Annotated in this window: 28 protein-coding genes and 1 pseudogene; 14 read left to right on the forward strand and 15 right to left on the reverse strand. The window is 71.3% G+C overall.

Features of this window, described 5'->3' with window-relative positions; all coding sequences use genetic code 11:
* Window positions 1-30: 30 nt before the first annotated feature.
* The 4 genes from ACIQID_RS08260 to ACIQID_RS08275 all read right to left on the reverse strand — a co-directional run bounded on the left by ACIQID_RS08260 (window position 31) and on the right by ACIQID_RS08275 (window position 3,035).
* Window positions 31-582 (reverse strand): DUF4352 domain-containing protein, encoded by a 552-nt coding sequence (locus ACIQID_RS08260; protein WP_400283692.1) that lies wholly within the window; start codon window positions 580-582, stop codon window positions 31-33.
* Window positions 583-760: 178 nt separating this feature from the next.
* Window positions 761-1,375, reverse strand: coding sequence for a hypothetical protein (locus ACIQID_RS08265; protein ID WP_400283695.1), 615 nt, complete (start codon window positions 1,373-1,375; stop codon window positions 761-763).
* A complete protein-coding gene (locus ACIQID_RS08270; protein ID WP_312673820.1) occupies window positions 1,372-2,091 on the reverse strand; it encodes a CDP-alcohol phosphatidyltransferase family protein in 720 nt (239 codons plus the stop codon). Before ACIQID_RS08270 ends, ACIQID_RS08265 begins: the two co-directional genes overlap by 4 nt.
* The gene (locus ACIQID_RS08275; RefSeq protein WP_312673822.1) at window positions 2,082-3,035 is read right to left on the reverse strand and encodes a glycosyltransferase family 2 protein; all 954 of its coding nucleotides are present in this window, start codon (window positions 3,033-3,035) and stop codon (window positions 2,082-2,084) included. Before ACIQID_RS08275 ends, ACIQID_RS08270 begins: the two co-directional genes overlap by 10 nt.
* Window positions 3,036-3,225: 190 nt before the next feature.
* Between ACIQID_RS08275 and ACIQID_RS08280 the strand changes: the two genes are divergently transcribed.
* Complete coding sequence (locus ACIQID_RS08280; RefSeq protein WP_400283699.1) at window positions 3,226-5,223, forward strand: glycosyltransferase; 1,998 nt, start codon at window positions 3,226-3,228, stop codon at window positions 5,221-5,223.
* A gap of 15 nt (window positions 5,224-5,238) precedes the next feature.
* Here ACIQID_RS08280 and ACIQID_RS08285 read toward each other — a convergent pair whose 3' ends face one another.
* Together ACIQID_RS08285 and ACIQID_RS08290 are read right to left on the reverse strand one after the other, a co-directional pair.
* The gene (locus ACIQID_RS08285) at window positions 5,239-6,258 is read right to left on the reverse strand and encodes a glycosyltransferase family 4 protein (protein WP_312673825.1); all 1,020 of its coding nucleotides are present in this window, start codon (window positions 6,256-6,258) and stop codon (window positions 5,239-5,241) included.
* A 48-nt stretch (window positions 6,259-6,306) separates the two neighbouring features.
* Window positions 6,307-7,485: a glycosyltransferase gene (locus tag ACIQID_RS08290; protein WP_331202207.1), complete on the reverse strand. Its 1,179-nt coding sequence runs from the start codon at window positions 7,483-7,485 to the stop codon at window positions 6,307-6,309.
* 166 nt (window positions 7,486-7,651) lie between these two features.
* Between ACIQID_RS08290 and ACIQID_RS08295 the strand changes: the two genes are divergently transcribed.
* A complete protein-coding gene (locus ACIQID_RS08295; RefSeq protein ID WP_060922253.1) occupies window positions 7,652-8,107 on the forward strand; it encodes an adenylyltransferase/cytidyltransferase family protein in 456 nt (151 codons plus the stop codon).
* Window positions 8,108-8,113: 6 nt separating this feature from the next.
* Here ACIQID_RS08295 and ACIQID_RS08300 read toward each other — a convergent pair whose 3' ends face one another.
* Window positions 8,114-8,506 (reverse strand): SIP domain-containing protein, encoded by a 393-nt coding sequence (locus tag ACIQID_RS08300; RefSeq protein WP_400283704.1) that lies wholly within the window; start codon window positions 8,504-8,506, stop codon window positions 8,114-8,116.
* 109 nt (window positions 8,507-8,615) lie between these two features.
* On the opposite strand from ACIQID_RS08300, the gene ACIQID_RS08305 reads away from it, so the two are divergent.
* The 6 genes and pseudogenes from ACIQID_RS08305 to ACIQID_RS08330 all read left to right on the forward strand — a co-directional run bounded on the left by ACIQID_RS08305 (window position 8,616) and on the right by ACIQID_RS08330 (window position 13,099).
* Entirely contained in the window at window positions 8,616-9,116 is a 501-nt protein-coding gene (locus tag ACIQID_RS08305) for a hypothetical protein (RefSeq protein WP_400283707.1), read from the forward strand.
* Window positions 9,113-10,090: a cation transporter gene (locus ACIQID_RS08310; RefSeq protein ID WP_400283710.1), complete on the forward strand. Its 978-nt coding sequence runs from the start codon at window positions 9,113-9,115 to the stop codon at window positions 10,088-10,090. Before ACIQID_RS08305 ends, ACIQID_RS08310 begins: the two co-directional genes overlap by 4 nt.
* Window positions 10,087-10,458: pseudogene (locus ACIQID_RS08315) on the forward strand (alpha/beta fold hydrolase); the annotation flags it as partial. The gene ACIQID_RS08310 and the pseudogene ACIQID_RS08315, both read left to right, overlap by 4 nt.
* Before the next feature lie 190 nt (window positions 10,459-10,648).
* Entirely contained in the window at window positions 10,649-10,993 is a 345-nt protein-coding gene (locus tag ACIQID_RS08320; protein WP_400283714.1) for a hypothetical protein, read from the forward strand.
* 9 nt (window positions 10,994-11,002) lie between these two features.
* Window positions 11,003-11,266: a glutaredoxin domain-containing protein gene (locus ACIQID_RS08325; protein WP_071327714.1), complete on the forward strand. Its 264-nt coding sequence runs from the start codon at window positions 11,003-11,005 to the stop codon at window positions 11,264-11,266.
* 69 nt (window positions 11,267-11,335) lie between these two features.
* Window positions 11,336-13,099, forward strand: coding sequence for an aldehyde dehydrogenase family protein (locus ACIQID_RS08330; RefSeq protein ID WP_400283718.1), 1,764 nt, complete (start codon window positions 11,336-11,338; stop codon window positions 13,097-13,099).
* A 10-nt stretch (window positions 13,100-13,109) separates the two neighbouring features.
* On the opposite strand, the gene pip is transcribed toward ACIQID_RS08330, so the two are convergent.
* Both pip and ACIQID_RS08340 read right to left on the reverse strand, forming a co-directional pair.
* On the reverse strand, window positions 13,110-14,081 hold the full coding sequence (gene pip / locus ACIQID_RS08335; protein ID WP_400283721.1) for a prolyl aminopeptidase: 972 nt from the start codon (window positions 14,079-14,081) through the stop codon (window positions 13,110-13,112).
* Between the two features lie 70 nt (window positions 14,082-14,151).
* Window positions 14,152-15,033 carry a neutral zinc metallopeptidase gene (locus tag ACIQID_RS08340; RefSeq protein ID WP_400283724.1) on the reverse strand — a complete coding sequence of 294 codons (882 nt, stop codon included), beginning with the start codon at window positions 15,031-15,033 and terminating at the stop codon, window positions 14,152-14,154.
* Between the two features lie 51 nt (window positions 15,034-15,084).
* On the opposite strand from ACIQID_RS08340, the gene ACIQID_RS08345 reads away from it, so the two are divergent.
* From ACIQID_RS08345 to ACIQID_RS08370, 6 genes are all read left to right on the forward strand, one after another.
* A complete protein-coding gene (locus tag ACIQID_RS08345) occupies window positions 15,085-16,074 on the forward strand; it encodes a malate dehydrogenase (RefSeq protein ID WP_312673839.1) in 990 nt (329 codons plus the stop codon).
* 53 nt (window positions 16,075-16,127) lie between these two features.
* A complete protein-coding gene (locus tag ACIQID_RS08350) occupies window positions 16,128-16,604 on the forward strand; it encodes a dehydrogenase (protein WP_400283727.1) in 477 nt (158 codons plus the stop codon).
* A gap of 87 nt (window positions 16,605-16,691) precedes the next feature.
* Entirely contained in the window at window positions 16,692-16,994 is a 303-nt protein-coding gene (locus ACIQID_RS08355; RefSeq protein ID WP_400283730.1) for a hypothetical protein, read from the forward strand.
* On the forward strand, window positions 16,994-18,103 hold the full coding sequence (locus ACIQID_RS08360) for a WXG100 family type VII secretion target (protein WP_400283733.1): 1,110 nt from the start codon (window positions 16,994-16,996) through the stop codon (window positions 18,101-18,103). Before ACIQID_RS08355 ends, ACIQID_RS08360 begins: the two co-directional genes overlap by 1 nt.
* Window positions 18,100-18,510 carry a hypothetical protein gene (locus tag ACIQID_RS08365; protein WP_217584096.1) on the forward strand — a complete coding sequence of 137 codons (411 nt, stop codon included), beginning with the start codon at window positions 18,100-18,102 and terminating at the stop codon, window positions 18,508-18,510. The genes ACIQID_RS08360 and ACIQID_RS08365 overlap by 4 nt, the downstream gene beginning before the upstream one ends.
* Window positions 18,511-18,579: 69 nt before the next feature.
* Entirely contained in the window at window positions 18,580-18,933 is a 354-nt protein-coding gene (locus ACIQID_RS08370; protein WP_400283738.1) for a hypothetical protein, read from the forward strand.
* Between the two features lie 63 nt (window positions 18,934-18,996).
* Here the strand turns inward: ACIQID_RS08370 and ACIQID_RS08375 are convergent, their stop codons facing one another.
* From ACIQID_RS08375 to ACIQID_RS08400, 6 genes are read right to left on the reverse strand one after another with little or no spacing between them, the layout of a single operon-like run.
* Window positions 18,997-19,758 (reverse strand): hypothetical protein, encoded by a 762-nt coding sequence (locus tag ACIQID_RS08375; RefSeq protein WP_400283741.1) that lies wholly within the window; start codon window positions 19,756-19,758, stop codon window positions 18,997-18,999.
* The gene (locus tag ACIQID_RS08380) at window positions 19,755-20,966 is read right to left on the reverse strand and encodes a hypothetical protein (RefSeq protein ID WP_400283744.1); all 1,212 of its coding nucleotides are present in this window, start codon (window positions 20,964-20,966) and stop codon (window positions 19,755-19,757) included. Before ACIQID_RS08380 ends, ACIQID_RS08375 begins: the two co-directional genes overlap by 4 nt.
* Window positions 20,966-21,262: a hypothetical protein gene (locus ACIQID_RS08385; protein WP_062635420.1), complete on the reverse strand. Its 297-nt coding sequence runs from the start codon at window positions 21,260-21,262 to the stop codon at window positions 20,966-20,968. The genes ACIQID_RS08380 and ACIQID_RS08385 overlap by 1 nt, the downstream gene beginning before the upstream one ends.
* Complete coding sequence (locus ACIQID_RS08390; protein WP_312673851.1) at window positions 21,259-21,561, reverse strand: SAV_915 family protein; 303 nt, start codon at window positions 21,559-21,561, stop codon at window positions 21,259-21,261. Before ACIQID_RS08390 ends, ACIQID_RS08385 begins: the two co-directional genes overlap by 4 nt.
* Before the next feature lie 19 nt (window positions 21,562-21,580).
* Window positions 21,581-25,558: a type VII secretion protein EccCa gene (gene eccCa / locus ACIQID_RS08395; protein ID WP_400283749.1), complete on the reverse strand. Its 3,978-nt coding sequence runs from the start codon at window positions 25,556-25,558 to the stop codon at window positions 21,581-21,583.
* Window positions 25,555-26,736, reverse strand: coding sequence for an FHA domain-containing protein (locus tag ACIQID_RS08400; RefSeq protein WP_400283752.1), 1,182 nt, complete (start codon window positions 26,734-26,736; stop codon window positions 25,555-25,557). The genes eccCa and ACIQID_RS08400 overlap by 4 nt, the downstream gene beginning before the upstream one ends.
* Window positions 26,737-26,752 lie beyond the last annotated feature (16 nt).

Raw genomic sequence — 26,752 nt, forward strand, 5'->3', positions numbered from 1 at the left:
AGACGCGGTGAAAGTCGTCGCGCCCACGGCTCAGGAGAGCTCGCCCGCGAAGGTCGCCACCGGCTCGCCGGCGGCGTAGTTCACGCTGATCTTCACGGCGCGGCCCTTGGTCGGGTCGAGCATGAAGACGTAGGTCCCGGTGGCCTCGTCGCCGGCGGCCAGCTCTCCGTGGAGCGGCTCGTTCGGGCCTGCGGTGGTGGCCACGCCGACGTCGCCGTCGTCCGTGACGAGGCTGACGACGGCGGAATCGATGCTCTGCGCCCGCTTCGAACCGTTCGCGACCTTCACGGTCACCACGACGGCGGAGCCGGCGTACTCACCCGGCGTCTCGGGGGTGATGTCGGTGGTCGAGATGTCGTCGACGGTCACCACCATGTCGGTGGACAGGGCGATCTCCGCGTCCAGCGCGCCGGTCTCCTCCGTCAGCGAGGGCGCCTCGGTGGGGCCCTCCGCCTCGGGATCGGCAGGCGGCGTCCAGTCGGTCGTGCTCGTGCCCTCGGGCTCCGGCGTGGCCGACGTATCCGGCGCCGCCGTGCATCCGGCGAACACGAGAGTGAGCGCCACGACAGGCGCGATGAACATCGCACGTCTCACGCGCGAAGAGCCGTCCCCAGAACGGCATGCTGAAACAGTGAACACTGCAGCTCCCCAGAACCCAGATTCCCCAGCCAGAGCCCCCTCGGCTCCGGTTTCCCCCCAGCCGTGCGAACACGGCGTCGGCTAATGATAGTGCGGTCCGTGAAAATCCACAACCCTCGCGTCAGGAGGAGTGTCGACGGTGCCCGCCGAGCTGCGCCACGATCGCCTCGACCGCCTGCTCCACCTCGCGGATCGTGTCGGCGTGCCCCCTGCTCCCGTGCCGATCCGCGATCGACGCCGGGTCCGCGGCGGGGCGACGGCCGATGAGACGTCCGAACCACCCGCCGCCGGCGGATCCGCCGAGCGGCGTCGCCCGGGTCCGGGCGCGGTCGAGGGAGGCGACGTACTCCTCCACGGCATCGGACCCGCCGGGCAGGAACCCGGCGCCGAGATGGGCCGCCTCGCGGAGGGTGAACATGCGGTCGCGGAGCTCGGGCGCCGAGCGCACCAGCTCCCCCCGGATGTCCCGCGAGGCCGTCAGCACGAGATCGGCCTCCGCGAGCATCTCGGGTGTGACCTCGCGGGCTCGGTGCTCCCCCGCTCGTTCCCGCCAGTCGTCGTCGGCGTGCCGGGCCGCGACCTCGGTGCAGATGGGGTCCCCGTCCTGGGCCCGGACCCCGGCGCTCCGCACCGAGAAGGACGAGCCCTCCCCCAGCCCCCGCCGGAGGACGAGCTCGGCCAAGGGCGAACGGCAGACGTTGGCGGCGCAGACGACGAGGATCGACCCGCCGGTCATGCCGGGTCACCGAGCCTTCCGATCTCGCGGAACCACTTCACCGCGGCGAGCGCGAGGAAGAGCACGGCCGCGAGGCAGAGCGCGCCGTACGCGACGAGGAACCCCGGCGTCCAGCCCCACAGGACGAACACGAGGCAGACCAGACCGAAGTCCGTCGGAAGCAGCACGAGCGAACGTCGCAGCGTGCCGCCGCCGCGCTCGTGCGTCGACGCGACAGCATGCTTGCCCTTGAGGAGGTCGTTCAGGAGCATCCCGGAGAACGTGGTGGAGGCGACGATGCTGAACACGATCGGGATGAGCAGCAACGCCGGGGTGTCCGGAAGCACCCGGTACAGGCCGATGAGGACGGCGAGGTGCAGCGAGGCGATCTTGAGCGTGTCGATGAAGTGATCCAGCCATTCGCCCTGCGGGCTTCCGCCGCCGCGGAGCCGGGCGACCTGGCCGTCGGCGGAGTCCCATGCGTACCCGAGGACGAGCAGGAGCGCGATGAGCAGGCCCAGGGGGACGGTCACCGGAGCGAAGGCGATGAGGGCGATCGCCGCGAACGAGTGGACGGCGCTGATGATCGACACCTGGTTCGGCGTGAGTCCGAGCCGGAACGCCACGGCGGCGAGCACCCGTCCGAGCCGGCGGTTGACATACACCGAGTACGCGGGGGCTCCGCGGGCGTGCCCCTTCTGGGCACGGGCGAGCTGTCGATAGGCGTCTACGACCACGTCTTCTCCTTCTGGTCGGTCCCGGTCGTGCGCGCGATCCGCCGGGCCTCGCGCACACCGCGGAGATACGCGCGGAGCGGGGCCGCCGAGCTCAGCAGTTGTCGACGACCGCCGCGCAGGATCACCTCACGCGCGGTGCGGGGTATCGACCGGCGCCAGCGTCGCACGGCCTCGTCGTCGAGGTGCCGGACCGCGAACAGCATCCGATTGCGGATGTTGTAGAAGTAGTACCCCTCGGATTTCGCCCGCGAGAGTCCGGGCTCGTCGCGCTGCGTGCCCCCTTCGTCGTGCACGGCTCGTGCATCCTCGACGAGGGCGAGCGCGCCACCGGCCGAGACGACACGGCGCGAGAAGTCGACGTCCTCCCAGTACAGGAAGTAGGCGTCGTCGAAGCCCCCGGACAGCTCCCACACCTCGCGGGTGATCCACAGGCACGCACCGCTCAGCCACGGCTCGTAGGGGCGCATGTCGCCCACGGGGCGTTTGCGGCGGGCGCGCATCGTGCCGTCGTCGAGCAGGAGGTCGATGCCGGCGAACCACGTCCGTCCCTCGGAGTCGGTGATGACCGGCGATGCCAGCGTGGTCCGAGAGGCGTGGGTGACCGCGGCCAGGCGTGCCAGCGAGGCGCGGTCGATGTGGGCGTCGGGGTTGATGACGAGCACGTCGGTGGCGCCGTCGGCCAGAGCCCGGGCGACGCCGAGGTTCACCCCGCCGCCGAACCCGGTGTTGGTCTCCGCGGCGATCAGCGTCCACCCATGGGTCTGCGCGACCGCGGCGGCGGCCTGCCGTTCGGCAGCCCCTGCGAAGTTGTCGACGACGATGACGGACGTCTCCTCGTCGACGGCGCGGGCCTCGCGCTCCACGACCGCGAGGTTGCGCTCGAGCAGCCGCGCCGAGGCGTAGTTCACGACGACGACGGCCAGCCGTCCGTGCACGATTGACACGCGATCCTCCCCCCGGATCCGCCCTCACGGTCCGCTTCGGGTCGCCGGTCGAATTCCCCAGAGTCGCGACCGGCGTCACCTCCCAGGACACCGACTATACGCCAGAGGCGGCTCGGCGCACCCCGGTGTTCACGGTACGATGAGCCGGCGCGGGGACACAGGCGCAGGGACTGCCATGGGGATGAGGCGGATGACGAGGGGACCGGAGACGGGCGACGCGATCGCCGTGACGATCGGCGTACCCACCTACCGGAGGCCGGAGCTGCTGGCGGCGCTGCTGCGTGCGCTCCCGGACCGCATCGCGGAGTGCGCAGAGCTGGGTGTGGACGTCGAGGTGCTGGTCGTCGACAACGACGCCGCCGGCTCCGCGCGGGAGGTGGCCGCGAGCGCCGCGCTCCCGGTCCGCTACGTCGTCGAGCCGATGCCCGGCATCGTCGCCGCCCGCAATCGGCTTCTCGACGAGTCCGCCGACCGCGACCTGCTCGCCTTCATCGACGACGACGAGGTGCCGCGTCCCGGCTGGCTGTCGGCGCTCATCACGACGTGGCGCGCCTTCGACGCGGATGCCGTCATGGGGCGGGTGATCTCGGTGTTCGACGACGACGTCGACCCGTGGCTGCTCGCCTCCGGCACCTTCCGCCGCCCGCCCCGGCCCACGGGGACCGTGCTGTCCGTGGCCGCTGCGGGGAACCTCCTGCTCGATCTGCGCTCCGTGCGGGCCTCCGGCGTGCGGTTCGACCCGTCGCTGGGCCTCGGCGGCGGCGAGGACACGCTGTTCACCCGCGAGCTCGTCGGACACGGCGCGCGCATCGTCTGGTGCAACGAATCGGAGACCGAGGATCTCGTCGTCGCCGCGCGGCTCAGCAGGGCCTGGGCGGCGCAGCGGGCGTTCAGCTCCGCCAACGCGGGCACCCGCATCGCGCTGAAGCTCGCTCACGGACGGCTGCAGCGCGGCCTGCTCCGGGCGCGGGCCCTCCTCGGAGGCCTCGCCCGGATGGCCGTCGGCGCCGTGCGCAGGGCCTTCGGCGCCGTCACCGGGAACATCGCCCACCACGCCCGCGGCACCCGCCTGATCCACCGCGGCCGCGGCACCATCGCCGCCGCGCTCGGCCACCGCTACGACGAGTACCGTCGCCCCTCGGAGGACACCACGATGACCGAATCCACCGCGAGCATCCGCGTGATGCAGTCCCTGGGCGCCCCGCGTCCGACGACCAATCCGTACAACAAGATGCTCGACGAGGCGCTGGGGACGACCGAAGGCCTCGAGCACCTCCGGTTCTCGTGGAAGACGGCCCTCTTCGGGCGCTATGACGCCTTCCACTGGCACTGGCCCGAGGCGAAGCTCCACGGCTCGTCGTGGTGGAAGTCCGCCGGCAAGTTCGCGCTCACGACCGCCCTCGTCTTCCGGCACCGGCTGTCGCGGCGGATCGCGGTCGTGCGCACCGTGCACAACCTCGAGCTCCCCGACGACAACGCCCCGCGCCTCTGGCTGCTGCGCTTCATCGACCGGCACACCGACTACCGGATCGTCATCAACGAGACCACGCCCCTGCCCGCCGGGACCCCGCACAGCCTGATCCTGCACGGGCACTACCGGGACTGGTACGCGGTCTACCCGTCTGCGGAGCGCGTGCACGGACGACTCGGGTCCTTCGGCGGCATCCGCCGTTACAAGGGCCTCGACGGGTTCATCGACGCCTACGGGGAGGCGGTCGCGGTCGAGCCCGCGCTGAGCCTGCGCATCGGCGGTCGGCCGTCGACCCCGGAGCTCGCCGACGACCTGCGTGCGCGCACCGCCGCCCTCCCCGGCGTCGACCTCCACCTCGACTTCCTCAGCGACGCCGAGCTCGTGGATCTCGCGACGTCGTCCGAGCTGATCGTGCTCGCCTACCGCTTCATGCACAACTCGGGCAGCGTCCTCGCCGCCCTGTCCATGGACCGACCGGTGCTCGTGCCGCGGAACCAGGCGAACGAGGCCCTGGCGCGCGAGGTGGGAGCCGACTGGGTGCGCATGTACGACGGCGACGACCTCGACGCCGAGACGCTCGTCTCCTCCTGGCGCGCCGCCTCAGACCTCACCGGCACCCCGGATCTCTCCCGTCGCGAGTGGGCGGACGCGGGACGTGCGCACCGGGACGCGTTCCGCGCCGCCGTCCGCGTCAAGCGCGGAGGACGACGGCGCTGATCCCACCGGACCGCCTCAGCCGGCTTCCCGCAGTCCGCGCACGAGGGCGTCGACCATCGTCTTCGTGGTGAATCGCTGCTCCACCTCGACGCGCCCCTGTCGCCCGAGCCGAGCGGCGCGATCCGGATCGTCGAGCAGGGCGAGCACCGCCCGCGCCAGCGCCGCGGGTTCCCCCGGGGCGACGAGCGCGCCGGTGCGCGGGCTCACGTAGTCGCGCATCCCCGGGGTGTCCGAGACGACGGCCGGCCTCGCGGTCGCGAGAGCCTCGAGCGCGACGGTCATCCCGGAGGCGTGCAGGTTCGGACGGGTCGCGGTTACCACCACGCTGGCTGTCCCGTACAGGTCGCGAAGCTCGGTGTGCGGCAGACGACGCACGACCTGGACGCCCTCGGGAGGAGGCAGCTCGGACGGCGTCTGCACGACGACATCGACATCCGGGCGCACGGCCAGGATCAGGGCGAGCGCGGCGTACAGCGTCGCCGGGTCCCGGTCGCGGTCGTTTCCCGCGCTCACGATGCGGGGCCGCGGCGCCGGCGGCTGCGCGCGGAAGAACTCGTGGTCGATGCCGAACGGCACGACGAACACCCGCGGTCCCCGATCACCGAGGAGCCGCTGCAGCGGAGCGACCTGCGCGGCGCTCAGAACCCAGAGCGCCGTCGCCGCCCGCAGCATCCCCACGAGCCGTTCGGGGGCTGCGCCGGCGGTGGCCATATCCGTCAGCCAGATCACCCCGGTCGCGAAACGCGCCCGGGGCCGCAGGATCTGCATGCGGTACGCCGTGTTCTCGTCCCAGGCGAGCGCGAGGTCGGCGCGCGGCCGCGGGCCCACGCCGGTGCGCGCCCGGAGACGGGCGATCCGGCCGGGGTCGGGGAGCTCCTCCACCTCCACGGAGGCGTGCTCGCGGAGAGCGTCCAGCCCATAGGGCCAGATGCTCGGAACCTCTCCTCTGGCGTGTGCGCGCGCCCAGGTCTGCACCGATTGCTCGGCACGATGCGCCCAGGTGACGGACAGCGCCGGGCTGTCCTCGGATCCCACGTGGCCCACTATGGACCCGGGCCCGCACGGTGTAAAGAGCGATCTCCGTCAGAGCTCGCCCGGCTTCATGGCCTCGGCGTCGATGGCGCGGATGATCCGCAGGGTCGCGGTGTCCGGCTCCGGCTCGCCCGCGGTCCCCCGCTCCTCCCGTCGCCGACGGGGTGCGTAGACGACGAGCGAGTGGAACAGGAACCGGGCGAAGAAGGCCACGACGAGGGACAGGGCCGTCGCGAGCACGCTGGAGATGTGCCACGTCTCGACCATGAGCGCCATCACCGGGATGCGCAGCGCCGCCTCGACGTTGTTGAACGTGAACGAGGCCGCGAAGCGCACGGCGGCGCTGCGGGCATCGGTGCGCATATCGGCGAAGACGAAACGCTCCTGCAGCAGGAAGTTGCCCACGATGGTGACCTCGGCGCCGATGATCGCCGCCCACACGTAGGGCACGCCCGCGGCGGTCAGACCCCACATGATCGCGAGGTTGGCGATGGCCCCGAGCACGCCGATCGCGGCGAACAGCGACATCTTGCCGAAGCGCAGCCGGGCGAGGTGCGCGATGAACGTCGCCCCCTGGCGGAGGCTCGCCTTCGAGGTGCCGTGTCGACGCTCGGCGAACTCCATCGGGACCTCCGCGATCCGCAGATCCGTCCGCGCGAGGATCTCCAGGAGGATCTTGAACCCCTGCGGCCGCAGGGCGGCCAGGTCGAGCCGGCGCCGGTCGACGAGGAAGAAACCGGTCATCGGATCGGTGCTCCTGGCGAGCCGTCGGGGGAACATCGCGCGGGTCAGCCAGGTCGCGGCGCGGGACACCCCGAAGCGCATGGCCGTGCCGAGGCCGCTGGTGTCGCCGCCGCCGATGTAGCGGGAGGCGGCGACCACGTCCGCGTCCCCTGCCGCGTAGCGGTCGAGCAGTGCGGGGAGGAGCTCGGGCGGATGCTGGAGGTCGCCGTCCATCACGATGCAGACATCGGCGTCCGCGGCTTCCAGGCCGACGACGACCGCCCCGCCGAGGCCGCCGAGGTTGTCCGCGCGGTGGATCACCCGCACCGGGATGGGGGCGTCGGCCGCGACGCGCTCCACCTCGGCCGTGGTGTCATCGGCGCTGTCGTCGACGAAGAGGATCTCGGCGTCCCGTCCCGCCAACGCCGCAGCCGTCCGCTCCACGAGTTCGGCGACGTTGTCGCGCTCGTTGTACGTCGGCACGATGACCGTGACCCCTGCCCCCAACGTGGTCCCCTTCGTTCCGCAGCCCCATCGGCTCCGGCATCCATCGTTCCATGGGTTCCTATGGGCCGCAGGACATGTTCCTGCTAGAGTGTCGTCTGCGACTGTGGGAGTCGCGCCGAACGGGTGGGGATCCGTTCGACTGGGGAATGATCGATCTGGGGAGATCATGGGGACGCGTATCGGCTATGCCGTCGGAGCTTTCGACCTGTTTCACGTCGGGCACCTCAATCTGCTGCGGCACGCCAAACAGCACTGCGACATCCTGATCGCCGGTGTCGTGAGCGACGAGATGCTGCGTCAGGTCAAGGGGATCGAGCCGGTCATCCCGACCGCCGAGCGTGCCGAGATCGTCCGGCACATCTCCTTCGTCGACGACGTCTACGTCGAGACGACGCCGTCGAAGATGGACTCCTGGCGCGACGTGCGCTTCACGCACTTCTTCAAGGGCGACGACTGGCGCGGCACCGAGAAGGGCCTGCGACTGGAGAGCGAGTTCGCGGAGGTGGGTGTCGAGGTCGTCTACTTCCCGTACACCGCGCACACATCCAGCTCCGCGCTCCGCCGCGCGCTCGATGCGATCACCGCGAACGCCACGGCATCCGCGGTCGGCGCGACGCGCTGAGGCTGGTCAGTTGGCGACGCCGAGGAGGCTGCGTGCCATCCGCGCCACGTGCGGCGGCGTGTGCGGGCCGAGCCACACCGTCCAGTGCTCCGGGGGCTCGCTGCACGTCCACTCCAGGCACCACGCGTAGACGGCGTTCGCGAGGCGCTCGCCGCGGGCATGGGCCCGCGGCCCCTCGGCGCGCAGGAGCCAGCGGACCGAGACCCCCGCGGGGACGTCGATGTGCCGGAGCTGGATCCGGGCCGCCGCCTCGATGAGGATGACGCCGTGCGCATCCCACGGGAGCCGGGACGCGACGCGAGCGATGGCTCCGACGTCGGCGGCATCCCCGGCGATGAGCACCGCTCCTTCCATCGCTTCCCAGTCCGGATCCTCGAGATGCTCGCACGCGCTGCCCATGCCTCCACTATAGGTAAGGCTACCCTTACCCTCAAGAGGGACTAGCCTTCCGCGGCGACGCTCGTCAACGCCGTTGCCCGGCGACGGCGCCGTGGGCCACCCTTGCTCCGTGAGCAGCAACAGGAATCGACGGATCTCCGCCGGACGACGCCTGATCGGCGCCCTGGCCGGCCTCCTCGTGGCCACAGCCCTCGGCGGATGCGGGATGACGGTCCCCGCGGACCCGGACGGCACCCTGGACCGGGTCTCGGGCGGGGAGCTGCGGGTCGGCACCTCGCCCGAGCCCGGCCTCGTCGAGATCGACGGCGGCGAGCCGCGCGGGCCGGTCGTGGATCTCGTCGACGACTTCGCCGCGAGCATCGACGCGGACGTCACGTGGACGGTCGCGACCGAGGAGAGCCTGGTGGGCATGCTGGAGACGGGCGACCTCGTCCTCGTGGCCGGCGGACTGACGCCGGACACCCCGTGGATCGACAAGGCGGGCGTGACCCGCGGCTATCCGGGCATCGAGGGCGCGGGTGATCGGGAGCTCGTCATGCTCGTGCCCCTCGGCGAGAACGCCTTCCTCTCGGCCCTCGAGGCCTCTCTCGACGAGGAGGTCGATCGATGACCGGGACGAAGCAGTTCGGGCGCACCGAGCTCCCCGACGAACAGCAGCAGGCCACGCGCAAGGCCGTGCGCTGGGAGATCTTCACGATCGTCTACACCTCGATCACGATCACCGTGATCGCGCTCGTCGTGGGCGAGTCCCAGGCGATGCGCACGGCGTGGATCGAGGACATGCTGTCGCTCATCCCGCAGTTCGCCTTCCTCCTCGCGCTCCTGTTCGTGCGGCGACGCCCCACCCGGAAGCACCCCTACGGCCTCCACCGCGCGATGGGCGTCGGCCACCTCGTCGCCGGTGTCGCGCTCCTCGCGGTCGGTGTGAACCTCGCCGTCGAGGCCGTCGCCGGCCTCATCCGCGGGGAGCATCCGACCATCGGCACGGTGCAGGTGTTCGGCCAGACGATCTGGCTCGGCTGGCTGATGGTCGCCGTCATGGCCGTCGTGATCGTCGGGCCGGTGTTCTTCTACGGTCCGGCCAAGGCCAAGCTCGCCCCCGTCCTGCACAACAAGCTGCTCTACGCCGACGCCGACATGGCGAAGGCGGACTGGCAGACGACGGTCGCCTCCATCGTCGGCGTGCTGGGCGTGGGCGCCGGCGTCTGGTGGCTCGACGGTGCCGCGGCGCTCTTCATCTCGCTCGGCATCATCTGGGACGGCTTCCGCAACACGAAGACGGCGATCGTCGACCTCATGGACCAGCGGGCCCGCACCTTCGACAGCGCGGAGCCGCATCCCCTGGCCCGCGATGTCGTCTCCTACCTGCGCAGCCGCCCCTGGGTGGATCAAGCTGCCGTGCGCATGCGGGATCAGGGCCAGGTCTTCCACATCGAGGCGTTCGTGGTGCCGCATCATCGCGGCGTCCGCACGGCCGACCTGACCGCCGCGTCCGAGGGCCTCGCCGACCTGGACTGGAAGGTGCAGGACGTGGTGATCGTCCCGGTCGAGAAGCTGCCGGACGAAGCGGACCCCGGTCGATGAGCGCAGCCGACGAGGCGCTGTTCCCCGGCTTCACGACCACGCGGATCCCGACCGCGGAGGCGGACATCCTCGTGCGTCACGGCGGCTCGGGGCCGCCCGTGGTGCTGCTGCACGGCCACCCCCGCACCTCGGCGACCTGGCACCGGGTGGCCCCGCTCCTCGTCGCCCGCGGCTTCACGGTGATCTGCCCCGACCTCCGGGGCTACGGCCGCTCCCGCGGCCCGGCGCCCACTGCCGATCACTCCGCCCATTCCAAACGCGCCGTCGCCCGAGACATCCGCACCGTCGCCGAGCGACTCGGCCATGAGCGCTTCCGCCTGGTCGGGCACGACCGCGGCAGCTACGTCACGCTCCGACTCGCCCTCGATCACCCGGAGGCCGTCGAACAGGTCGCCCTGCTGGACTGCCTGCCGATCTCGGAGCACCTCCGTCGCTGCGACGCGACCTTCGCCGCACAGTGGTGGCACTGGTTCTTCTTCGCCCAGCCGGACGTCCCGGAGCGGGTCATCGGCGCGGACCCGGAGGCCTGGTACGCCCCCCAAGGCCGACCCGGCGACGATGGGCGCGGCCAACCATGCCGAGTTCCTGCGCGCGGTGCGCCAGCCGTCGGTCGTCCGGGCGATGCTCGAGGACTACCGCGCCGGCCTCACGGTCGACCGCGCGCACGAGGAGACGGATCGTGCCGCCGGGCGGCGGCTCCGGATGCCGACCCTCGTGCTCTGGTCCGAACGCGACGATCTCGAAGAGCTCTACGGCGACCCCCTCCGCATCTGGCGGGACTGGGCCGACGATGTGCGCGGCCACGGCGTCGACAGCGGACACCACATGGCGGAGGAGGCGCCGGAGGCCCTCGCCGCTGCCCTCACGGGCTTCTTCGGAGCCACCCGTCCCCCGCGGACGTAGGCTGGACGCATGACCAACCCCGCCTCCGACACCATCACGATGTTCGGCGCCGACTGGTGCCGCGACTGCATCCGCACGAAGAAGCAGCTCGACGAGCTCGGCGTCGCGTACACCTACGTCGACCTGGTCGCCGACCCCGACGCCGCGGACATCGCGAAGGACATCTCCGGCCGCACGAACATCCCCGTGGTCGTCTATCCCGACGCCTCGCACCACGTCGAGCCGTCGAACGCCGACGTGGAGTCGAAGCTGCGCGAGCTCTCGCTCATCTGAACGCCGACGCCATCCCGGCGGATCTCCTCGCGGACGCCTAAGCTGAAAGCCCGTTCGAAGGAGACGCCGATGACTTCTGCGCCCACGACAGCGCCCGCCACCCCCGCCCTCGGCGAGGGCGAGAAGGAACGGCTCGACGCCGCCGTCGACGACCTGCAGACGGGGACGGCGGTGTGGACCGCACTCACCGTGGCGCAGCGCGCGACGCTGCTCCGGCAGGTGCGCACGAGCGTCGCCGCGACGGCCGAGGACTGGGCGACCATCGCCGCCGCCTCCAAGGGCCTGGACGCGCGGCATCCGCTCCGCGGCGAGGAGTGGCTGAGCGGTCCGTACAGCGTCCTCGGAGCACTCGACGCCTCGATCGCCACGCTCACCCGGATCGCGAACGGTGCGAATCCGCTCGACGGCATCCGGGTCGACCGCGCACCCGGCGGCCGCGCGCGCGTGCATGCCTTCCCCCTCACCGGCATCGACCGGTTCCTGCTGTCCGGCTTCACCGGCGAGGTCTGGCTCGAGCCGGGGACCACGCCGAACACCGCCCGCGCGAAGGCCGGTCTGGCACAGCGCACGCCGACGGTGTCCGGGGGCGTCGGACTCGTGCTCGGCGCCGGGAACGTGACCTCCATCCCCGTACTGGACGTGCTGTACGAACTGCTCGCCCACAACCGCACCGCCCTGCTGAAGGTGAACCCCACGCAGGATGCGCTGGTCCCCGTCTACAAGCGCGCGCTCGCCCCGCTCATCGAGCCGGGACTGCTGCGGATCGTGCGCGGGGGCCCCGCCGCCGGCGCCTACCTCACCCAGCACCCCGGTATCGCCCACGTGCACATCACCGGCTCGGCGGCGACCTTCGACATCATCGTCTGGGGACCGTCGACCGGCGAGGGGGCAGCCGCGACGAAGCGCCGCCGCCGCGAGGACCGGCCGCTGCTGAAGAAGCCCATCACGGCGGAGCTCGGCGGGGTCTCCCCCATCATCGTCGTGCCCGGGAAGTGGACGGCCGCCGACCTCACGTATCAGGCCGAGCACATCGCGACCATGCGCCTGCAGAACAGCGGCCACAACTGCATCGCGGGGCAGGTCGTCATCCTCTCCGCCGACTGGGACCAGGCCGACGACTTCCGCGCCGCGCTGCGCCGCGCCTACGCCACCGCTCCGGAGCGCCCCATCTGGTACCCCAGCGCCCCCGCCCGCATGCAGACCGCTGCGGACGACTACCCGGACGCCCTCGTGCTCGGCGACCGGCTCCTCGTCGAGATCGGTGCCGACGACGACCCCTCCGCCCTGGAGAACACGGAGTACTTCGCCCCGGTCCTCGGCGTGGTGGCCCTGCCAGGGACGGGGCAGGAGTTCCTTGACGCCGCGGTCGCCCACGCGAACGAGAAGCTGCAGGGCACGCTCGGCGCGAACCTGCTCATTGACCCGGCGACCGAGAAGGCGCTCGGCAGCGGGTTCGAGCGCGCACTCACCGCCCTGCACTACGGCTCGATCGCGATCAACGGCTGGACCGCCTTCGGGTTCATCACGCCGACGCTCACCTGGGGCGCTTTCCCCGGGGGCACGATCGACGACGTCGGCAGCGGTATCGGTGTCGTCCACAACGCCCTGCTCCTGGACCAGGTGGAGCGCTCCGTGCTGCGCGGCCCCTTCCGGCCGTTCCCGCGCTCGCTCCCCCTCGCGAACGGCGGAGGGCGGATGACCATCCTCCCGAAGCCGCCGTGGTTCGCCTCCTCCCGCACCGGTGCCGCCGTGAGCGAGGGCCTCACCCGCCATCGTGCGGACGGCGGCACCCTCGGTCTCGTGAAGACGCTGATGCGCGCGCTCCGCGCCTGAGGGGAACGCGTCAGCCCTCGGGGCGGAACCGATCGGTCGCGGCGCGGAGAGCCGCGCGGATGCCGGGTTCGGCGGCGGAGTGCCCCGCGTCGTCGACCACCTGGAAGTCGGCTTCCGGCCAGGCACGGTGCAGGTCCCACGCCGTCATCATCGGGGTGACCACGTCGTGGCGGCCCTGCACGATCACGGCCGGGATGTCCCGGATGGCGTCGATCCCCGCGAGCAGCTGCCCCTCGGCCCACCAGCCGCGGTGCACGAAGAAGTGGTTCTCGATGCGCGCGAAAGCGACGGCCCGGCGGGGATCGGCCATCGCCGCGATCTGCTCCGGGTCGGGGCGCAGCGTGACGGTCGCCGCCTCCCACGCCGCCCACGCGAGGGCCGCCGGTTCATGGACCGCCGGGTCCGGGTCGAACAGCCGCCGGTGGTACGCCTCGATCATCCGCGAGCGCTCCAGGACCGGGATCGGCGCGATGAAGTCCTCCCACAGGTCCGGGAAGAGCGCCGCCGCCCCGCCCTCGTAGAACCACTCGAGCTCGGCGCGACGGAGCGTGAAGATCCCGCGCAGGATCAGCTCGGAGACCACGTCGGGGTGGGCCTGGGCGTAGGCGAGCGCGAGGGCGCTGCCCCAGGACCCGCCGAACACCTGCCACCTTCCGATGCCGAGATTCTTGCGCAGCAGCTCGAGGTCGGCGATGAGGTGCGCGGTGGTGATGTGCCGGAGATCGGCCTCCGGATCCGCGGCGGACGGCGTGCTCCGACCGCACCCGCGCTGATCGAGAAGGATGATCCGGTAGGCATCGGGGTCGAAGAACTGCCGCTGCCACGGCGAGGTGCCGCTGCCGGGGCCTCCGTGGAGGAACACGACGGGCTTGCCGTCGGGGTTGCCGCTGATCTCCCAGGCCACGCGGTGCCCGTCGCCGACGAGCAGCACTCCGGTCTCGTGCGGCTCGATGGGCGGATAGAGCCCCTCGGTGTTCGTCATGTTCGGTCCCCCAACCGGTCGTGCGGTCCTGCCGAGTCCACGTTATCTGACAACGGCGGGAGCGCCGGGTCTACGGGTCGAGCTGATCGGCGGGGAGGGTGAACACCTGCCCGCACGCATCGAGCCCGTTCTGGTACCCCTCCGCGAACCAGCGTTGACGCTGCTCGCTGGAGCCGTGCGTCCAGGTCTCCGGGTTCACCTGCCCGGACTGCTCCTGGATGTGATCGTCGCCGACGGTCGACGCGGCGTTCAGGGCGTCGCGGATCTGCTCCTCCGTCGGCTTCTCGAGGTACGGATCGCCGTCGGCGTCGGTCTGCTCGGTCGCGCGGCCGAGCCAGCCGCCGGCGTAGCAGTCGGCCTGCAGCTCCATGCGCACGCCGTTGCTGCCGGGACCCGTCCCGTTGTTCGGGTACCGCTCCATCGCCCCGAGGAGGTTCTGGATGTGGTGACCCCACTCGTGCCCGACGATGTAGAGCTGCGCGAGGTTCCCGGCCGAGGCCCCGAACTGCTGCTGCATGAGCTGGAAGAACGTGGGGTCGATGTAGACGGTTTCCTCCGGCGGGCAGTAGAACGGGCCGACCGCGTTGGAGGCGGTGCCGCACTGCGTGGAGGTCGCTCCGTCGACGACGATGAGCTGCGGAGCCTGATACCCCTCCACGTTGTCCTCCCAGAAGGCGTCGAGCGCGACCTGCGCCCCCGCCATGCGGCAGTCGACGTTCGCGTTCGCGTCGGAGCCGCTGTCGCAGTTCTCGATGGCCGAACCACCGGCGGGCTCGCTCCCGCCCCCGGGCGCGCCCCCGACGAGTCCGCTCAGGTCGATGCCCAGCAGGGGGCCGGCGATGAGGGCGAGGAGGGCGAGCACGCCGACGCCGGAGCCGCCCGCGATCGCCGCCGTGCGTCCGCGGCGACGCGCGGTGTTGCGGGAGAGGTCGGCGTCGGGATTGAACGTCATGCGTCGAGGGTACTCCGCGCGCCGACACCGCGACGGACGTAGGCTCGTGACATGGCCACCACGATCACCATCACCGGCGCGGGCGGACAGATCGGCTACGCGCTCCTCTTCCGCATCGCCGCCGGCGACATGCTCGGTCCGGATGAGAAGGTACGGCTGCGGCTGCTGGAGATCCCGCAGGGGCTCGGCGCGGCAGAGGGTGCCGCGCTGGAGCTCCAGGACGGCGCTTTCGACCTGCTCGAGCACGTGGAGGTGACCGACGACGCCGCGGTCGGCTTCGACGGCTGCGACCTCGCACTGCTCGTGGGCGCCCGCCCCCGCGGTCCCGGGATGGAGCGCGGCGACCTGCTGGCCGCGAACGGCGGCATCTTCGGGCCGCAGGGCGCCGCCATCGCCGCGAACGCCGACTCCGGCGTCCGCGTGACCGTGGTGGGCAACCCCGCCAACACGAACGCCCTGATCGCCTCCGCGGCGGCTGACGGCGTGCCCGCCGACCGCTTCACCGCCCTCACGCGGCTGGACGAGAACCGCGCACGGGCCCAGCTCGCCCAGACGCTCGGCGCCCCCGTGCACACGGTGCGGCGGGTACCCATCTGGGGCAACCACTCGGCCACGCAGTTCCCCGACGTGTCGCACGCGACCGTCGGCGGGAAGCCCGTGCAGGACGCCCTGGAGCGGATCGTGGGCGATGTCCCGGCGTGGCTGGACCAGACATTCATCCCCCGGGTCGCCAAGCGCGGCGCGGAGATCATCGAGGTCCGCGGGTCGTCCTCCGTCGCCTCCGCCGCGAGCGCGACGATCGACCATGTACGCGACTGGGTCCGCGGGACCGAGGACTGGACTTCCGCCGCCGTCGTCTCGCGCGGAGAGTACGGCGTTCCCGAGGGCCTCGTCTCCTCGTTCCCCGTGCAGTCCGTCGACGGTGAGTGGCGCATCGTGGAGGGCCTGGAGATCGACGACCGGGCCCGCGCGCGCATCGACGCCTCGGTCGCGGAGCTCGTGGAGGAGCGGGACGCGGTCCGTGCCCTCGGACTGCTCTGATCCGGTCGCCGCGGGGCGCCTCGGCAGGGCAGAATAGAGGGCGGAGGTGCGGGATGAGCGACACGATTGACCCGGCGGGTGCGACGCCGTCTCTCGACGATGCGCTGACGAGCCCGCTCCACCTCCCGCACGACGCGGCGACGTGCCCGAAGTGCTTCACGGAGCTGCAGCAGAACCGCAACTTCTGGACCGCGCGCCCCGCGGGCTCCCGCCTGGTCGGCCTCGTCGTCGCTCGTGAGGGCATGCCGTCGGTCGTCGAGCAGCGCGCCGACCTCACGCGTTTCGGCGTGCCCATCGAGGGCTTCCGTCACCCGGCGCCGGACATCCTGGAGAGCTGGAACGACCGCCTCGCGCGGCTCATCTCGACGCTCCGGACCGGAGACGTGGTCGTGGTGGCGAACATCCGGGCCCTGGGGCTCGATGCCGAGGAGGGCGCGCGCACGGTCGCCGAGCTCCGGCGCCACGGGATCATCGTAAAGGTCCTCGGCCACGAGGCGCGTCATCTCGCCGACGCCGCCGGCGCCCGCTGAGCCACCGGTATACAGCGTCGCGGTTCTCTTCACCGTCGTCCTCCTCCTCGTTAGCCTGGATCCGGGGCGGGGGTCTCCGGGGGAACAGTGCGCAACGGTCTTCACATCGACGTCAGTGGCATGCGCGGAGTGGCGCGGTCGCTCCATGACATCTCGCACGGCAAAGCCCGTCTCGATGGCGGGTTCGATCTCACGGAAGCGCTCAGCGACCTGGTCTCGTCCGGTGCGGAGAGGTTCGTGTCTGCGTGGTTCGAAGCGCATGGCGCTCTCACGCTCACCAGTCGAAGCCTGGCGAGCGGAGTGGACGACACGGCGCGGGATTTTCTCGCCACGGAGCAGGCGCACGTCGATGCCGTGACGGCCTTCATCGCGGCGCTGGAAGTCCGGTAGTGCCGAACTGGACGAGGTTCGACCCTGGCGCCGGCGACCTGACCGCGTGCGACAGGGCGAAGCAGTGGACGGACACGCAGGCGTCGGACCTCTCGGACGCGAGATCGGCCGTGTCCGTCATCCTCCGCGACCTCGACGACATCTGGACCGGGGAGAGCGCCGACGCGTTCCGCGCCCGCATCCTCGAGTTCCACGACCGTCTGGAAGCTTCCGAGGAGGCGACGCGGATCGCCGGCAAAGGGATCCTCGCCTACGCTGATGCGGTGGCCGAGATCGCTCGCAGAGCCGCGCCTCTGAAGCACCGCCTCGAAGCCGCCGAGCTCATCCTCAACGGTGTCCACAGCGAGGCCCTCTTCGGCACAGACCCCGAGGGACTCGCGCGGCGGTTCGATGCCGAACAGCAGGCGACGATCGATGCACAGGACGCAGCCGACGAGCTCGTCCGCCTCGCCGATGCCCGTGAGAAGGCGGACCAGGTCCTCGCCGCCCTGCTTGGCAGAACCGCGTCGGAAGCCTGGGGAGCTCTCGACTGCACCGCCAGCCCGTCTGGCAAAAGCCCGCGGGAGCTCGCCAACGGACGTGTAGGGGATCTGCTCAGTGACTTCCTCAGTGGCCCTGACGGTGCGAGCGGGGTCGTCCTCGGCCCAGACGATCCGTTTGTTGCAACCCTGATGCACAGCGACCACATCAACGGTGCCCGCACCGAGGTGGTTGATGCGCTCCGCAGTGGGAGATTAGTCGAGGGTGGGATACCCCTTTATTACGATCGGGTCATCAGCGACAACCCCTGGGTTCTCGTTCAGGACGGTTTCAACGTCTTCACGAGCGGGGTTCCCAGCTCCCTACTCGGAGGCCAAAACCTGCCCGAGTCCTTTCTCGGCTCATATGAGCTGGAGGTGCACGCCGGAGAGTCCCAGCCAGACGGAGGCGTGGCAGTCACGTACATCATTAACAACGACACGACCATCGACTCCGCAACGCGCATCCCCGGCACGGGTGGCGCGCACGTGCCCCTCGTGGAGGCCGCCATGACGTCGGCCTACGCTAGTCACGGAGAGTTCGCGCCCCAGCATCAGACCATCGTCTGGACCGAAACGGTGTATCCATGACTTTCATCCTCCGCGCCCGCTCAGCAATCGCGGCGGTTGCTCTTGCCCTTCTCACGATACTCACCCTCGCCAGCTGTGCCCCCGCCCCCGCCGTCACCTCTCCCATCGGCGTCTGGGAAGCGGTCGGCGACGACAACGGCACCCTCACAATCAACCGCGACGGCACATTCACGATGACCGATGCCTCCTTTGACCCCATCTGGCGTACCGATTCGGCCGATTTCCACGGACGAGGAACCTGGCAGACGTTCTCCGACGACCCCCCGCTTGTCCTACGATTCGACGAAGCCACCAACGACGGCTTCGCCGTTGACCCCGCGGGACTGCAAGTCGATTTCACGTCGGGCACGATCCGGTTCGAGGACCCGGAACAAACCGTGAACATCGAATTCCGTCTCGCGAACTGACACCTCATGGCTCACCTCCGAGGCTCATTTCCGAATGCCGTATTGTCGCCCGTACTCGTCCTTGCCACCATGCTCGGCCTCGCCAGCTGCACCCCCGCCCCACATGTCACCTCTCCCGTCGGCGTGTGGGAAGCGGTTGGCGACGACAACGGCACCCTCACGATCAACCGCGACGGCACATTCACCATGACCGACACCTCGTTCAACCCCCTCCAGCACCGAGACACGCAAGACAACTTCCGCGGCTCCGGTGTCTGGGAAACCTTCTCGGACGACCCCCCGCTTGTCCTACGGTTCGACGAGGCCACGAACGACGGCTTCCCCGTCGACCCCGCAGACCTACAAGTCGATTTCACCTCCGGAACAATTCGGTTCGAGGACCCGGAACAGACCGCGAGCATCGAGTTCCGCCTCACGGACTGACGGTCTGGCGACGCCCCTGCGAGGATCACACCGTCGAACCCGGAAGCGCGCGGAAAGGTCTTCCTAGAACTCCCCGGACCGCAGACGGGCCAGCGTGCCCGCGCCGATCTCGGCACGGGCGTCGGGACGGTTCGCGTAGAAGGTGACCAGCTCGGCCAGGAGCACAGGGTCGCTGGCGAGGTCGGCCGCCGCCCACGAGGACGGCTGAGCGGTCACCGTCCGCAGCACCACGCGGTTGCCTTCCAGGCCGGCGCCGACGACCTCCTCCCACGCCACGGCCACGTTGTTGCGCGGGATCCGGAGCTGCAGCCCGTCGGGGCGCAGCGTCAGGCGATGGGCGGAGGGCGCCCGGAACCACGACCGGATGCCGGCGATCGTCATGATCAGCGCGACCACCGGGAGGAGGAGCAGGGTGAGGAGCGGCAGTCGGTCTGCGGGCACCGTGAAGATGCTCCATGCCCACGCCGCGAGGAGCAGGGCCCCCACGGGCACGAGGGCGCGCAGCGGCCAGACGATCCCCGCGGCGCCGCCGAACGCGATCGCCGGACCGTCGACGACCGGCCGGACGACTCGGACCCGCGAGACGCGGGCGTGCGCCACCATCAGCCAGACGCCCACGGCGACGGCCGCGAGCACACCGATCCCCAGAGCCTTCATCGCGGGAGCCGGATCGGCGAACAGGATCAGGCTGAACAACAGGACCACGATGGCGAACACGACGCCGAACACCGTGAGTGCCGTGGTCGCGCGCTGCTGCCCCTGCCACCCCGGATGACCGGGCACCCAGATCGTCTCCGGAGACGTCGACTGCTGCTGACCTGTCACCCGAACAGTCCCTTCCACGCCTTGCCGATGTTGTGCCCGGCGTCGCCCACGAAGTCGGTCGTGTTCTCCCAGGCGTCCTCCGCGAAGTCCGTCGTGGCGTCCCACGCATCCGCCATGCCGGCGTCGATCGACTCCCGGACGTCCTGCGGGACCCAGTTCTCGTATGCCCACACCGCGCCGGCACCGACCGCCACCGCGGCCCCGCCGACGACGACCGCCGTGCCCCACACGGGGAGCGTGACGACACCGGCCGCCGCGAGCGCGGCGACCCCGGCAGCCGCAGCCGCGCCACCCGCCGCACCGCCGATGATCTCCACCGCGGTGGACGACGGGTCGTCGCCCGACGACATCGCCGAGCCCAGGTTCCAGGCGTCGACCCCCCAGCCGATGAACGGCACCGCCCGACTCGCGCGAGAGAGTCCGCGGGCCAGATCCTCGGCCTCGTCCGCCGCCCACCGCATGCCGGTGGGGTTGGCGGCCTCGGCAGCGGCCTTGACGGCGGGATTGCCGGAGCGCAGCTCGCGAACGAAGTCCGATGCTCCGAGACGCAGATCCTCCGCGTGGGAGGTGAGCTCGGCCGCCGTCTCCGCCCAGGCCAGGCCCTGGCCCTCGAGGTAGATCTTCGGGACCTCGCCGCTCGCCTCCCGCAGACCGGACAGGATCTTGTCCGCCGTGGACTGGCTCGGCATGGTCCCGAGGAAGCCGTCGAGGTTCTCGCTGATCCAGACCTCGAGCTCGCCCCACCAGGAGCCGACGTCGGCGGCGATCTCGTTGTACAGCTCGATGCGGTCGAGGTGCTCCTGCCATTCGTCCCAGTAGGGGTCGTCCCGCGAGGTGGGGCATACCGGGATCAGGGACACCGGCCGGCCGATGATCATGCCGTTGACCGGGAGCCCCGCCGCTCTCGCATTGTCGCGATGCTTCGCGAAGTCCTCCTTCATGCGCCGCAGCTGCCCGGCGTACGACCGGAGCTTCTCGGCGGCGTCACGGGCGAGGTCCTTGATCTCCTTCGCGGCGTCGGTCGTGCGCGAGAGGATCGTGACGTAGTCGTCCGCCGACTCGCCGTACCAGTGCCCGCGCACGCCGGTCGGGATGAAGGTCGTGACGTTGGAGGAGACGTCCGCGGCGTCCTTCAGGTCGGGGTCGAGCCAGTCCGCGGCCGCCTGCACCTGGTCGGCGTCGCCGTACGTGGTCGTGTCGATCGTCATCAGAGGTCCTCGACGATGGCCGCGACCGGGTCGAGCTGGTCGATCACGTCCTGCTCGTTCGTCTCCGCGTCGTCGGCGATGGCGCGGACGATCTCCCCCAGGGTGCCGTTGATCCGGTACAGGGCGTCGACGCCCTCTCCCACCCGCTGCATGATGGCGGCGACCGTGTCGGAGGCGAGTCCGCCGTCGACGGCCGTCGGGATGCCGGAGAGCTTCGTCTCGATGAGCTCGACCGCCTCCTCGTGCATGTCCGCATGGACGGCCATCACCTCCGGGTCCATCGCGATGCGGCTCATGCGATGGCCCCGTTCCGGCGGTAGGACGCGGGCACGTCGAGGTCGAAGATGACGACGTCGTAGGGCTGCGCCGCCTTGATCTGACCGAGGTCCTCGGTGCGCACCAGGACCCAGGGCTGCCGCTCGCCGGCGAGCTCCAGCAACCGGTCGAGGGCGGTGTAGGCGAGCAGTGCGCGCCGCCCGTCCTTCAGCTCCCGGATCTCGACGAGCTGCTCCTCGGGCGTCGACGTCACGCTCAGGGGCAGGTACAGCACGGGCGGGACCATCGGCGCGGGGGCCGGCGTCGGTTCGAAGGTCATCTCGGTCTCTCCTCGGTTGTCACTCGTAGCTCGGCGGCACCCACAGCAGCTGTGCGGAGACGAGGCCCCGATCGCGGCTGACGATCTGCGCCCGGCCCGGAATCGCGGGAACGGCCTTCACCTTGCCGATGAGCTGGCCCTCCTCCGGGCTGCCCGAGAGCAGGATGCCGGTCGCGCCCAGGTCGGTCATGCGCTGGATGATCGGATCGTACGCGGCGCGGCTCGCCCCGCCGGTGCGGCGGGTGAGGATCACGTGGAGACCGAGATCCGCCGCCTGCGCGAGCAGCGGCGCGAGGACCGCGACCGGGTTGCCCTGCGAGGTCGCCACGAGGTCGTAGTCGTCGATGAGGACGAACCCTTCCGCGCCCTTCCACCACGACCGGCTGCGGAGCTGGTCGGGCGTGACGTCCGGTCCGGGGATGCGGCTCTGGAAGAACTGCGCGAGCTCGCTCATCCCGCCCTCGGTCATCTCGTGCGAGGTGAGGTACGCGCCGAGGTACTCCTGCGGGATCTCGCCCAGCAGGGCACGACGGTAGTCGACGACGAAGATCTTGGCCTCGGTCGGCCCGTACAGGCGCGTGATCTCGTGCACGACGCCGCGCAGCATGGACGACTTGCCGGAGTCCGCGTCGCCGTACAGGTACAGCAGCGGTTCGGCGACCGGATCGATCGAGAACGGGGCGAGGTTCGCCTCGTCGATGCCCAGCAGCAGTTCGCGGGGCTCCGTGCCGTCCGGCGACTGCGCGGCCGCCACGGCACGCAGGTCGGCATGGCTGATGCGCGAGGGCAGCAGCCGCAGCTTGGGCCCTGCCGGTCCGTGCCACGCCGCCGCGACCCGGGCCACGAGGTCGTCGATCCCGTCGGCGAGGCTCGACGCGTCGTCCACGCCGTCGACCCGGGGCAGCGCCGTGAGCATCTGCAGACCGCGGTCGTTGAGGCCGCGGCCGGGGATGGCCGTGACGTTCTCCGCCGCCTTGCGGTTGACCTCGGAGTCGGTCGGGTCGCCCAGGCGCAGCTCGATGCGGGTACCGATGAGGTCCTTGATGTTCGCCCGGATCTCCATCCAGCGCGCCGCGGTGATGACCACGTGCACGCCGTAGGTGAGGCCGCGCGCGGCGATCGCCTGGATCTGCGGCTCCAGCATCTCGAACTCGGCGCGCAGCGTGCCCCAGCCGTCGACGATGAGGAAGATGTCGCCATAGCCGTCGTCGGTGAGACCCTGCGCACGGCGCTGGCGGTACGCGTCGATGGAGTCGATGCCGTTCTGCCGGAAGTACACCTCACGGGCGTTCAGCAGGCTGGTGACCTCGGCCACGGTGCGGCGGACCACGTCCGGCTCGGAGCGGGTCGCGACGCCGCTGATGTGCGTGAAGTCCTGCAGACCGGTGAAGCTGCCGCCGCCGAAGTCGATGACGAAGAACTGCACCTCCTGAGGCGTGTGGGTGAGAGCCAGGGCGGCCACCGTCGTCCGCGCGAGCGTGCTCTTGCCGCTCAGCGGAGCTCCGACGATCGCCATGTGGCCGGCCGCGCCGCCGAGGGAGACCGCGAGGTTCTCGCGGCGCTGCTCCAGCGGCACGTCGACGATGCCGAGCGGGACCGTGAGCGCCCCCGCACCCCGCCAGCGCGGGGAGATGAGACCGAGCGACGGGTCCTCGACGAGGTCGCCGAAGAGCTGGTCGAGGGTCGCCGGCGTCACCAGCGGCGGCAGCCACACCTGGTGGGCCGCGGGGCCTCGTCCCTTCATGGACTCGACCGCGATCTCGAAGGTGTTCCGCTTCTCCTCCGGTTCGGCGTCGACCACGACCTCCGGCTCGTCCACCGGCGCCTCCGCCCGCCATACGGGCGCGGCGGTGAACAGCTCGACCGCCGTCGAGCCGGTGCTCTGTCCGGAGCCGCCGGACGACGCCCGCCGCCGCCGACGCGGCGGCGGTCCGGACACGTACGCGGCGCGGAACTGCGTCATCGTCTCGGTGTCGGACTTCAGGATGCCGGCGCCCGGCTGCGTGGGCAGGTGATAGGCGTCCGGCACGCCGAGGACGGTACGCGACTCGGCCGCCGAGAACGTCCGCAGACCGATGCGGTACGAGAGGTGCGTGTCGAGGCCGCGCAGCTTGCCCTCCTCCAGCCGCTGGGAGGACAGCAGCAGGTGCACCTGCAGCGAGCGGCCGAGCCGGCCGATGTTGACGAACGTGTCGACGAACTCCGGCTTCGCCGACAGGAGCTCGGAGAACTCGTCGGCGACGATGAGCAGGGCGGGCAGCGGCGCCAGGTCGGTGCGGCCTCCGCGACGCGCCTTCTCGTAGTCGGCCACGTTGGCGAACGGACCGGTGGCCCGCAGCAGCTCCTGTCGGCGCACCATCTCGCCCTGGAGCGCGTCCTGCATGCGGTCGACGAGGGAGATCTCCTCACCGAGGTTCGTGATGATCGCCGAGACGTGCGGCATGTCGGCCATGCCGGCGAACGTCGCCCCACCCTTGAAGTCGACGAGCACGAAGTTGAGCTGCTCCGGCGAATGGGTCATCGCGAGGGCCAGCACGAGCGTACGGAGCACCTCGGACTTCCCGGAGCCGGTGGCACCGATGATGAGACCGTGCGGACCCATACCCTGCTGCGCCGATTCCTTGATGTCGAGGATGAGCGGGCTGCCGTCCTCGGTCTGGCCGATCGGCACGCGGAGCCGGTCGCGCTCCAGGCGCGGTGACCACGCGGCGTCGAGGTCGAGGTCGCGCACGTCGGGAAGACCGAGGAGCTCGACGAGCTCGGCCTGGCCGGTCGCGCTCTTCTTGCTCGCGATCGCCGTGCCGCCCGAATACAGGGCGATGAGCCGACGAGCGGTCGCCTCGGCCTCGACGATGGTGATCGCGTCGGCCTCGAACGGGCGTGCGGGCACCTGCAGGCTGACGAGCTCGGCGCGTGTGCTCGCACCGCCGGTCTCGAACGCGATGCGCAGGGCGTTCGGGTCGTCGAGGTCGCTCCAGCGGGAGGGGAGGTCGATCACGGTCACCCCCTGCACGCCGTCGCCGGTGACGAGGGCGTCGTTGAACGACGTCGTGGCACCGTCCGTGACGATGACGACGTGCGGCGTCTTCGGTCCGGAGCCGTCGCGGGCGAAGCGCGAGCGCTCGCGCACCTCGGGCGGCAGCATGTCCTCGAGCTCCGACAGCTGCGAGCCGATCATGCGGGCGGCGCCGAGGCCGTCCCGCACGGTGCGCGAGTGCGTGTGCGGCAGCCACTTGGCCCACTCCCACTGCGGGAGCACGCCGGTGTCCGCGGCGATGACGATCTGCAGCACGTCGGGGTCGTGCATGGTGGCCGCGTGCAGCAGCATGGCTCTCGCCAGCGCGCGCGTCTCGTCCTCGTCGCCGGTGATCTCGATGCGGGCGTAGTCGCGGAGGGTGATGCCGAGCGGGAGGTTCTTCTGGACCTCGTGCGTCAGCATGAAGCGGTGCGCGGCCGAGGCGGCGACGGGATCGAGCTGCGCCAGCGGCGGGAGCTCCGGGGCTTCGAGCGTGACGCACAGCGGCTGGTCGGTGACGCCCACGCGGACCGACAGGAAGTCGGGGTCGTTCACGCCGCGCTCCCAGACGCGGGTGCGCTCCTCCGCCAGGTACGGCAGGGTCGACGGGGCCGGCAGGTGCCAGTTCGCGGAACGGCGCTGCTGGCGGGCGGCGACGCGGACGGTCTGCCGCAGCTCGGTCAGGTACGCCAGGTACTCGCGGCGGGCACCGAGCGTGGCCGCCTGCCGCTGGGAGCGCTGCCGCCAGCCGTTGACGGCGACGAAGCCGAGCGAGGACAGCAGGAACATGCCGCCGGTGAGCAGACCTGTGACGGACTGGTTCGACATGGTGACCATGACGATCGCGCCGACGCTGCCGAGCATGGGCAGCAGCGACCCGAGGATCCCGATGCCGCCGTCGTTCGGCTGCAGCTCCGGCGGGGCCTGGACCGGGAGCCTCCCGGAGGGGACACGGGGCGGGGCGAGACGGGGTCCTGTCATGCTCTCTCTCCGGCGCTGCTGTCTGTACCCAGCAGGAGGCTGATGGTGAAGCTGCGGTTGCCCATGCGGACACGGTCGGCGTCGTCGAGCAGCACACGCTCGCCGGCGACCAGCTCGGTCGTCTGGCCGTCATCGCTGCGGACGTCGGAGCCGTTCGTGGAACCGAAGTCGGTGACCCACGTGCGACCGCGGGAGTGTTCGATGCGCAGATGGGTCTTGGAGACCGACGCATCGGGGTCGGTGACGACGATGAGGCGGTCGTCGTGGGCGCTGGCGACGGGGCCGCGCCCGAGGTTCGCGGCCACGGGGAGGGCGAGCTGCACCCGCTGGCCCGTGTCGAAGATGAGCAGCAGCGCACCGGTCTCCGGCGCGGGAGCCTCGGCACCCGTCTGCGGCGCCGGGGCGGGGGCGACGGTGAAGAGCGGCCGATCCGATCCGGGTGCCGCCGGTTCCGGGGTCTCGGTACGGCGGGAGGCGGCGCGGGCGTCGGTGGGCTGGGAGTCCTCGTCCACGACGGACGGCGACGCCACCAGCGGCACGACCTGCGGCGGAGCCAGCGGAGCGGCCTCCACCGCGGCGGGAGTCGGCGGAGCCTCGACGGCCGCCCTGGCGGGCACGGCGACCACGACGGTGCCGGCGACGCGGTCGGCCCAGGACTGCCGTCTGCCGCCGCGATCCCAGGCGCTGGAGGCGACGACCACCCAGCTGCCGACGGCCACGAGGAAGCCGGCACCGGTGATGATGCCGCGGACGAACTGGCGCCCGATCCCCGGCGACCACGGCCGGTCGGCGCGGGCGCTGCGCAGGCGCAGCACGGCGTTGCCGAGGGTGAGGCCGGTCCGCGCCTCCAGCACCCAGAGGAACAGGGCGAGCTCGAAGACGGTGAGGCCCGCGAGCAGCACGCTCTGCGTCAGCACGAGGACGACGGCGGAGGCGAGGAACACGGCGGCCGCGTCGAGCGTGAAGGCCGCGATCCGCTGGATCGTGCCCGCCGGGGCCCCGCGGAAGGCGGGGCCGAGTCCCTCGGCCGGCCGAGGGACGGTGCGTCGCGACGAGGCGATCGGCGTGGGCGGCGCGGGCGTCTGGCGCAGCGGCGTGCCGTCGACGCCCGGGGGCGCCGCGATCAGGGCGGGCGGCAGCGCGGGGATCTCCCCTGGACGGTCTCCGCCGGGCGCCATCGGCGGGATCGGACCC

Source organism: Microbacterium sp. NPDC091676, from assembly GCF_044756645.1.
GTDB classification, from domain to species: Bacteria; Actinomycetota; Actinomycetes; order Actinomycetales; family Microbacteriaceae; genus Microbacterium; species Microbacterium paraoxydans_D.

Bases quoted from the DNA above. Each gene is read 5' to 3' on its own strand.
- ACIQID_RS08260 (WP_400283692.1), bottom strand. From the start codon at position 582: ATGTTCATCGCGCCTGTCGTGGCGCTCACTCTCGTGTTCGCCGGATGC.
- ACIQID_RS08265 (WP_400283695.1), bottom strand. From the start codon at position 1,375: ATGACCGGCGGGTCGATCCTCGTCGTCTGCGCCGCCAACGTCTGCCGT.
- ACIQID_RS08280 (WP_400283699.1), top strand. From the start codon at position 3,226: ATGACGAGGGGACCGGAGACGGGCGACGCGATCGCCGTGACGATCGGC.
- ACIQID_RS08295 (WP_060922253.1), top strand. From the start codon at position 7,652: ATGGGGACGCGTATCGGCTATGCCGTCGGAGCTTTCGACCTGTTTCAC.
- ACIQID_RS08300 (WP_400283704.1), bottom strand. From the start codon at position 8,506: ATGGGCAGCGCGTGCGAGCATCTCGAGGATCCGGACTGGGAAGCGATG.
- ACIQID_RS08310 (WP_400283710.1), top strand. From the start codon at position 9,113: ATGACCGGGACGAAGCAGTTCGGGCGCACCGAGCTCCCCGACGAACAG.
- ACIQID_RS08320 (WP_400283714.1), top strand. From the start codon at position 10,649: ATGGGCGCGGCCAACCATGCCGAGTTCCTGCGCGCGGTGCGCCAGCCG.
- ACIQID_RS08325 (WP_071327714.1), top strand. From the start codon at position 11,003: ATGACCAACCCCGCCTCCGACACCATCACGATGTTCGGCGCCGACTGG.
- ACIQID_RS08330 (WP_400283718.1), top strand. From the start codon at position 11,336: ATGACTTCTGCGCCCACGACAGCGCCCGCCACCCCCGCCCTCGGCGAG.
- pip (WP_400283721.1), bottom strand. From the start codon at position 14,081: ATGACGAACACCGAGGGGCTCTATCCGCCCATCGAGCCGCACGAGACC.
- ACIQID_RS08340 (WP_400283724.1), bottom strand. From the start codon at position 15,033: ATGACGTTCAATCCCGACGCCGACCTCTCCCGCAACACCGCGCGTCGC.
- ACIQID_RS08345 (WP_312673839.1), top strand. From the start codon at position 15,085: ATGGCCACCACGATCACCATCACCGGCGCGGGCGGACAGATCGGCTAC.
- ACIQID_RS08350 (WP_400283727.1), top strand. From the start codon at position 16,128: ATGAGCGACACGATTGACCCGGCGGGTGCGACGCCGTCTCTCGACGAT.
- ACIQID_RS08365 (WP_217584096.1), top strand. From the start codon at position 18,100: ATGACTTTCATCCTCCGCGCCCGCTCAGCAATCGCGGCGGTTGCTCTT.
- ACIQID_RS08370 (WP_400283738.1), top strand. From the start codon at position 18,580: ATGCTCGGCCTCGCCAGCTGCACCCCCGCCCCACATGTCACCTCTCCC.
- ACIQID_RS08380 (WP_400283744.1), bottom strand. From the start codon at position 20,966: ATGACGATCGACACGACCACGTACGGCGACGCCGACCAGGTGCAGGCG.
- ACIQID_RS08385 (WP_062635420.1), bottom strand. From the start codon at position 21,262: ATGAGCCGCATCGCGATGGACCCGGAGGTGATGGCCGTCCATGCGGAC.
- ACIQID_RS08390 (WP_312673851.1), bottom strand. From the start codon at position 21,561: ATGACCTTCGAACCGACGCCGGCCCCCGCGCCGATGGTCCCGCCCGTG.
- eccCa (WP_400283749.1), bottom strand. From the start codon at position 25,558: ATGACAGGACCCCGTCTCGCCCCGCCCCGTGTCCCCTCCGGGAGGCTC.
- ACIQID_RS08400 (WP_400283752.1), bottom strand. From the start codon at position 26,736: ATGGCGCCCGGCGGAGACCGTCCAGGGGAGATCCCCGCGCTGCCGCCC.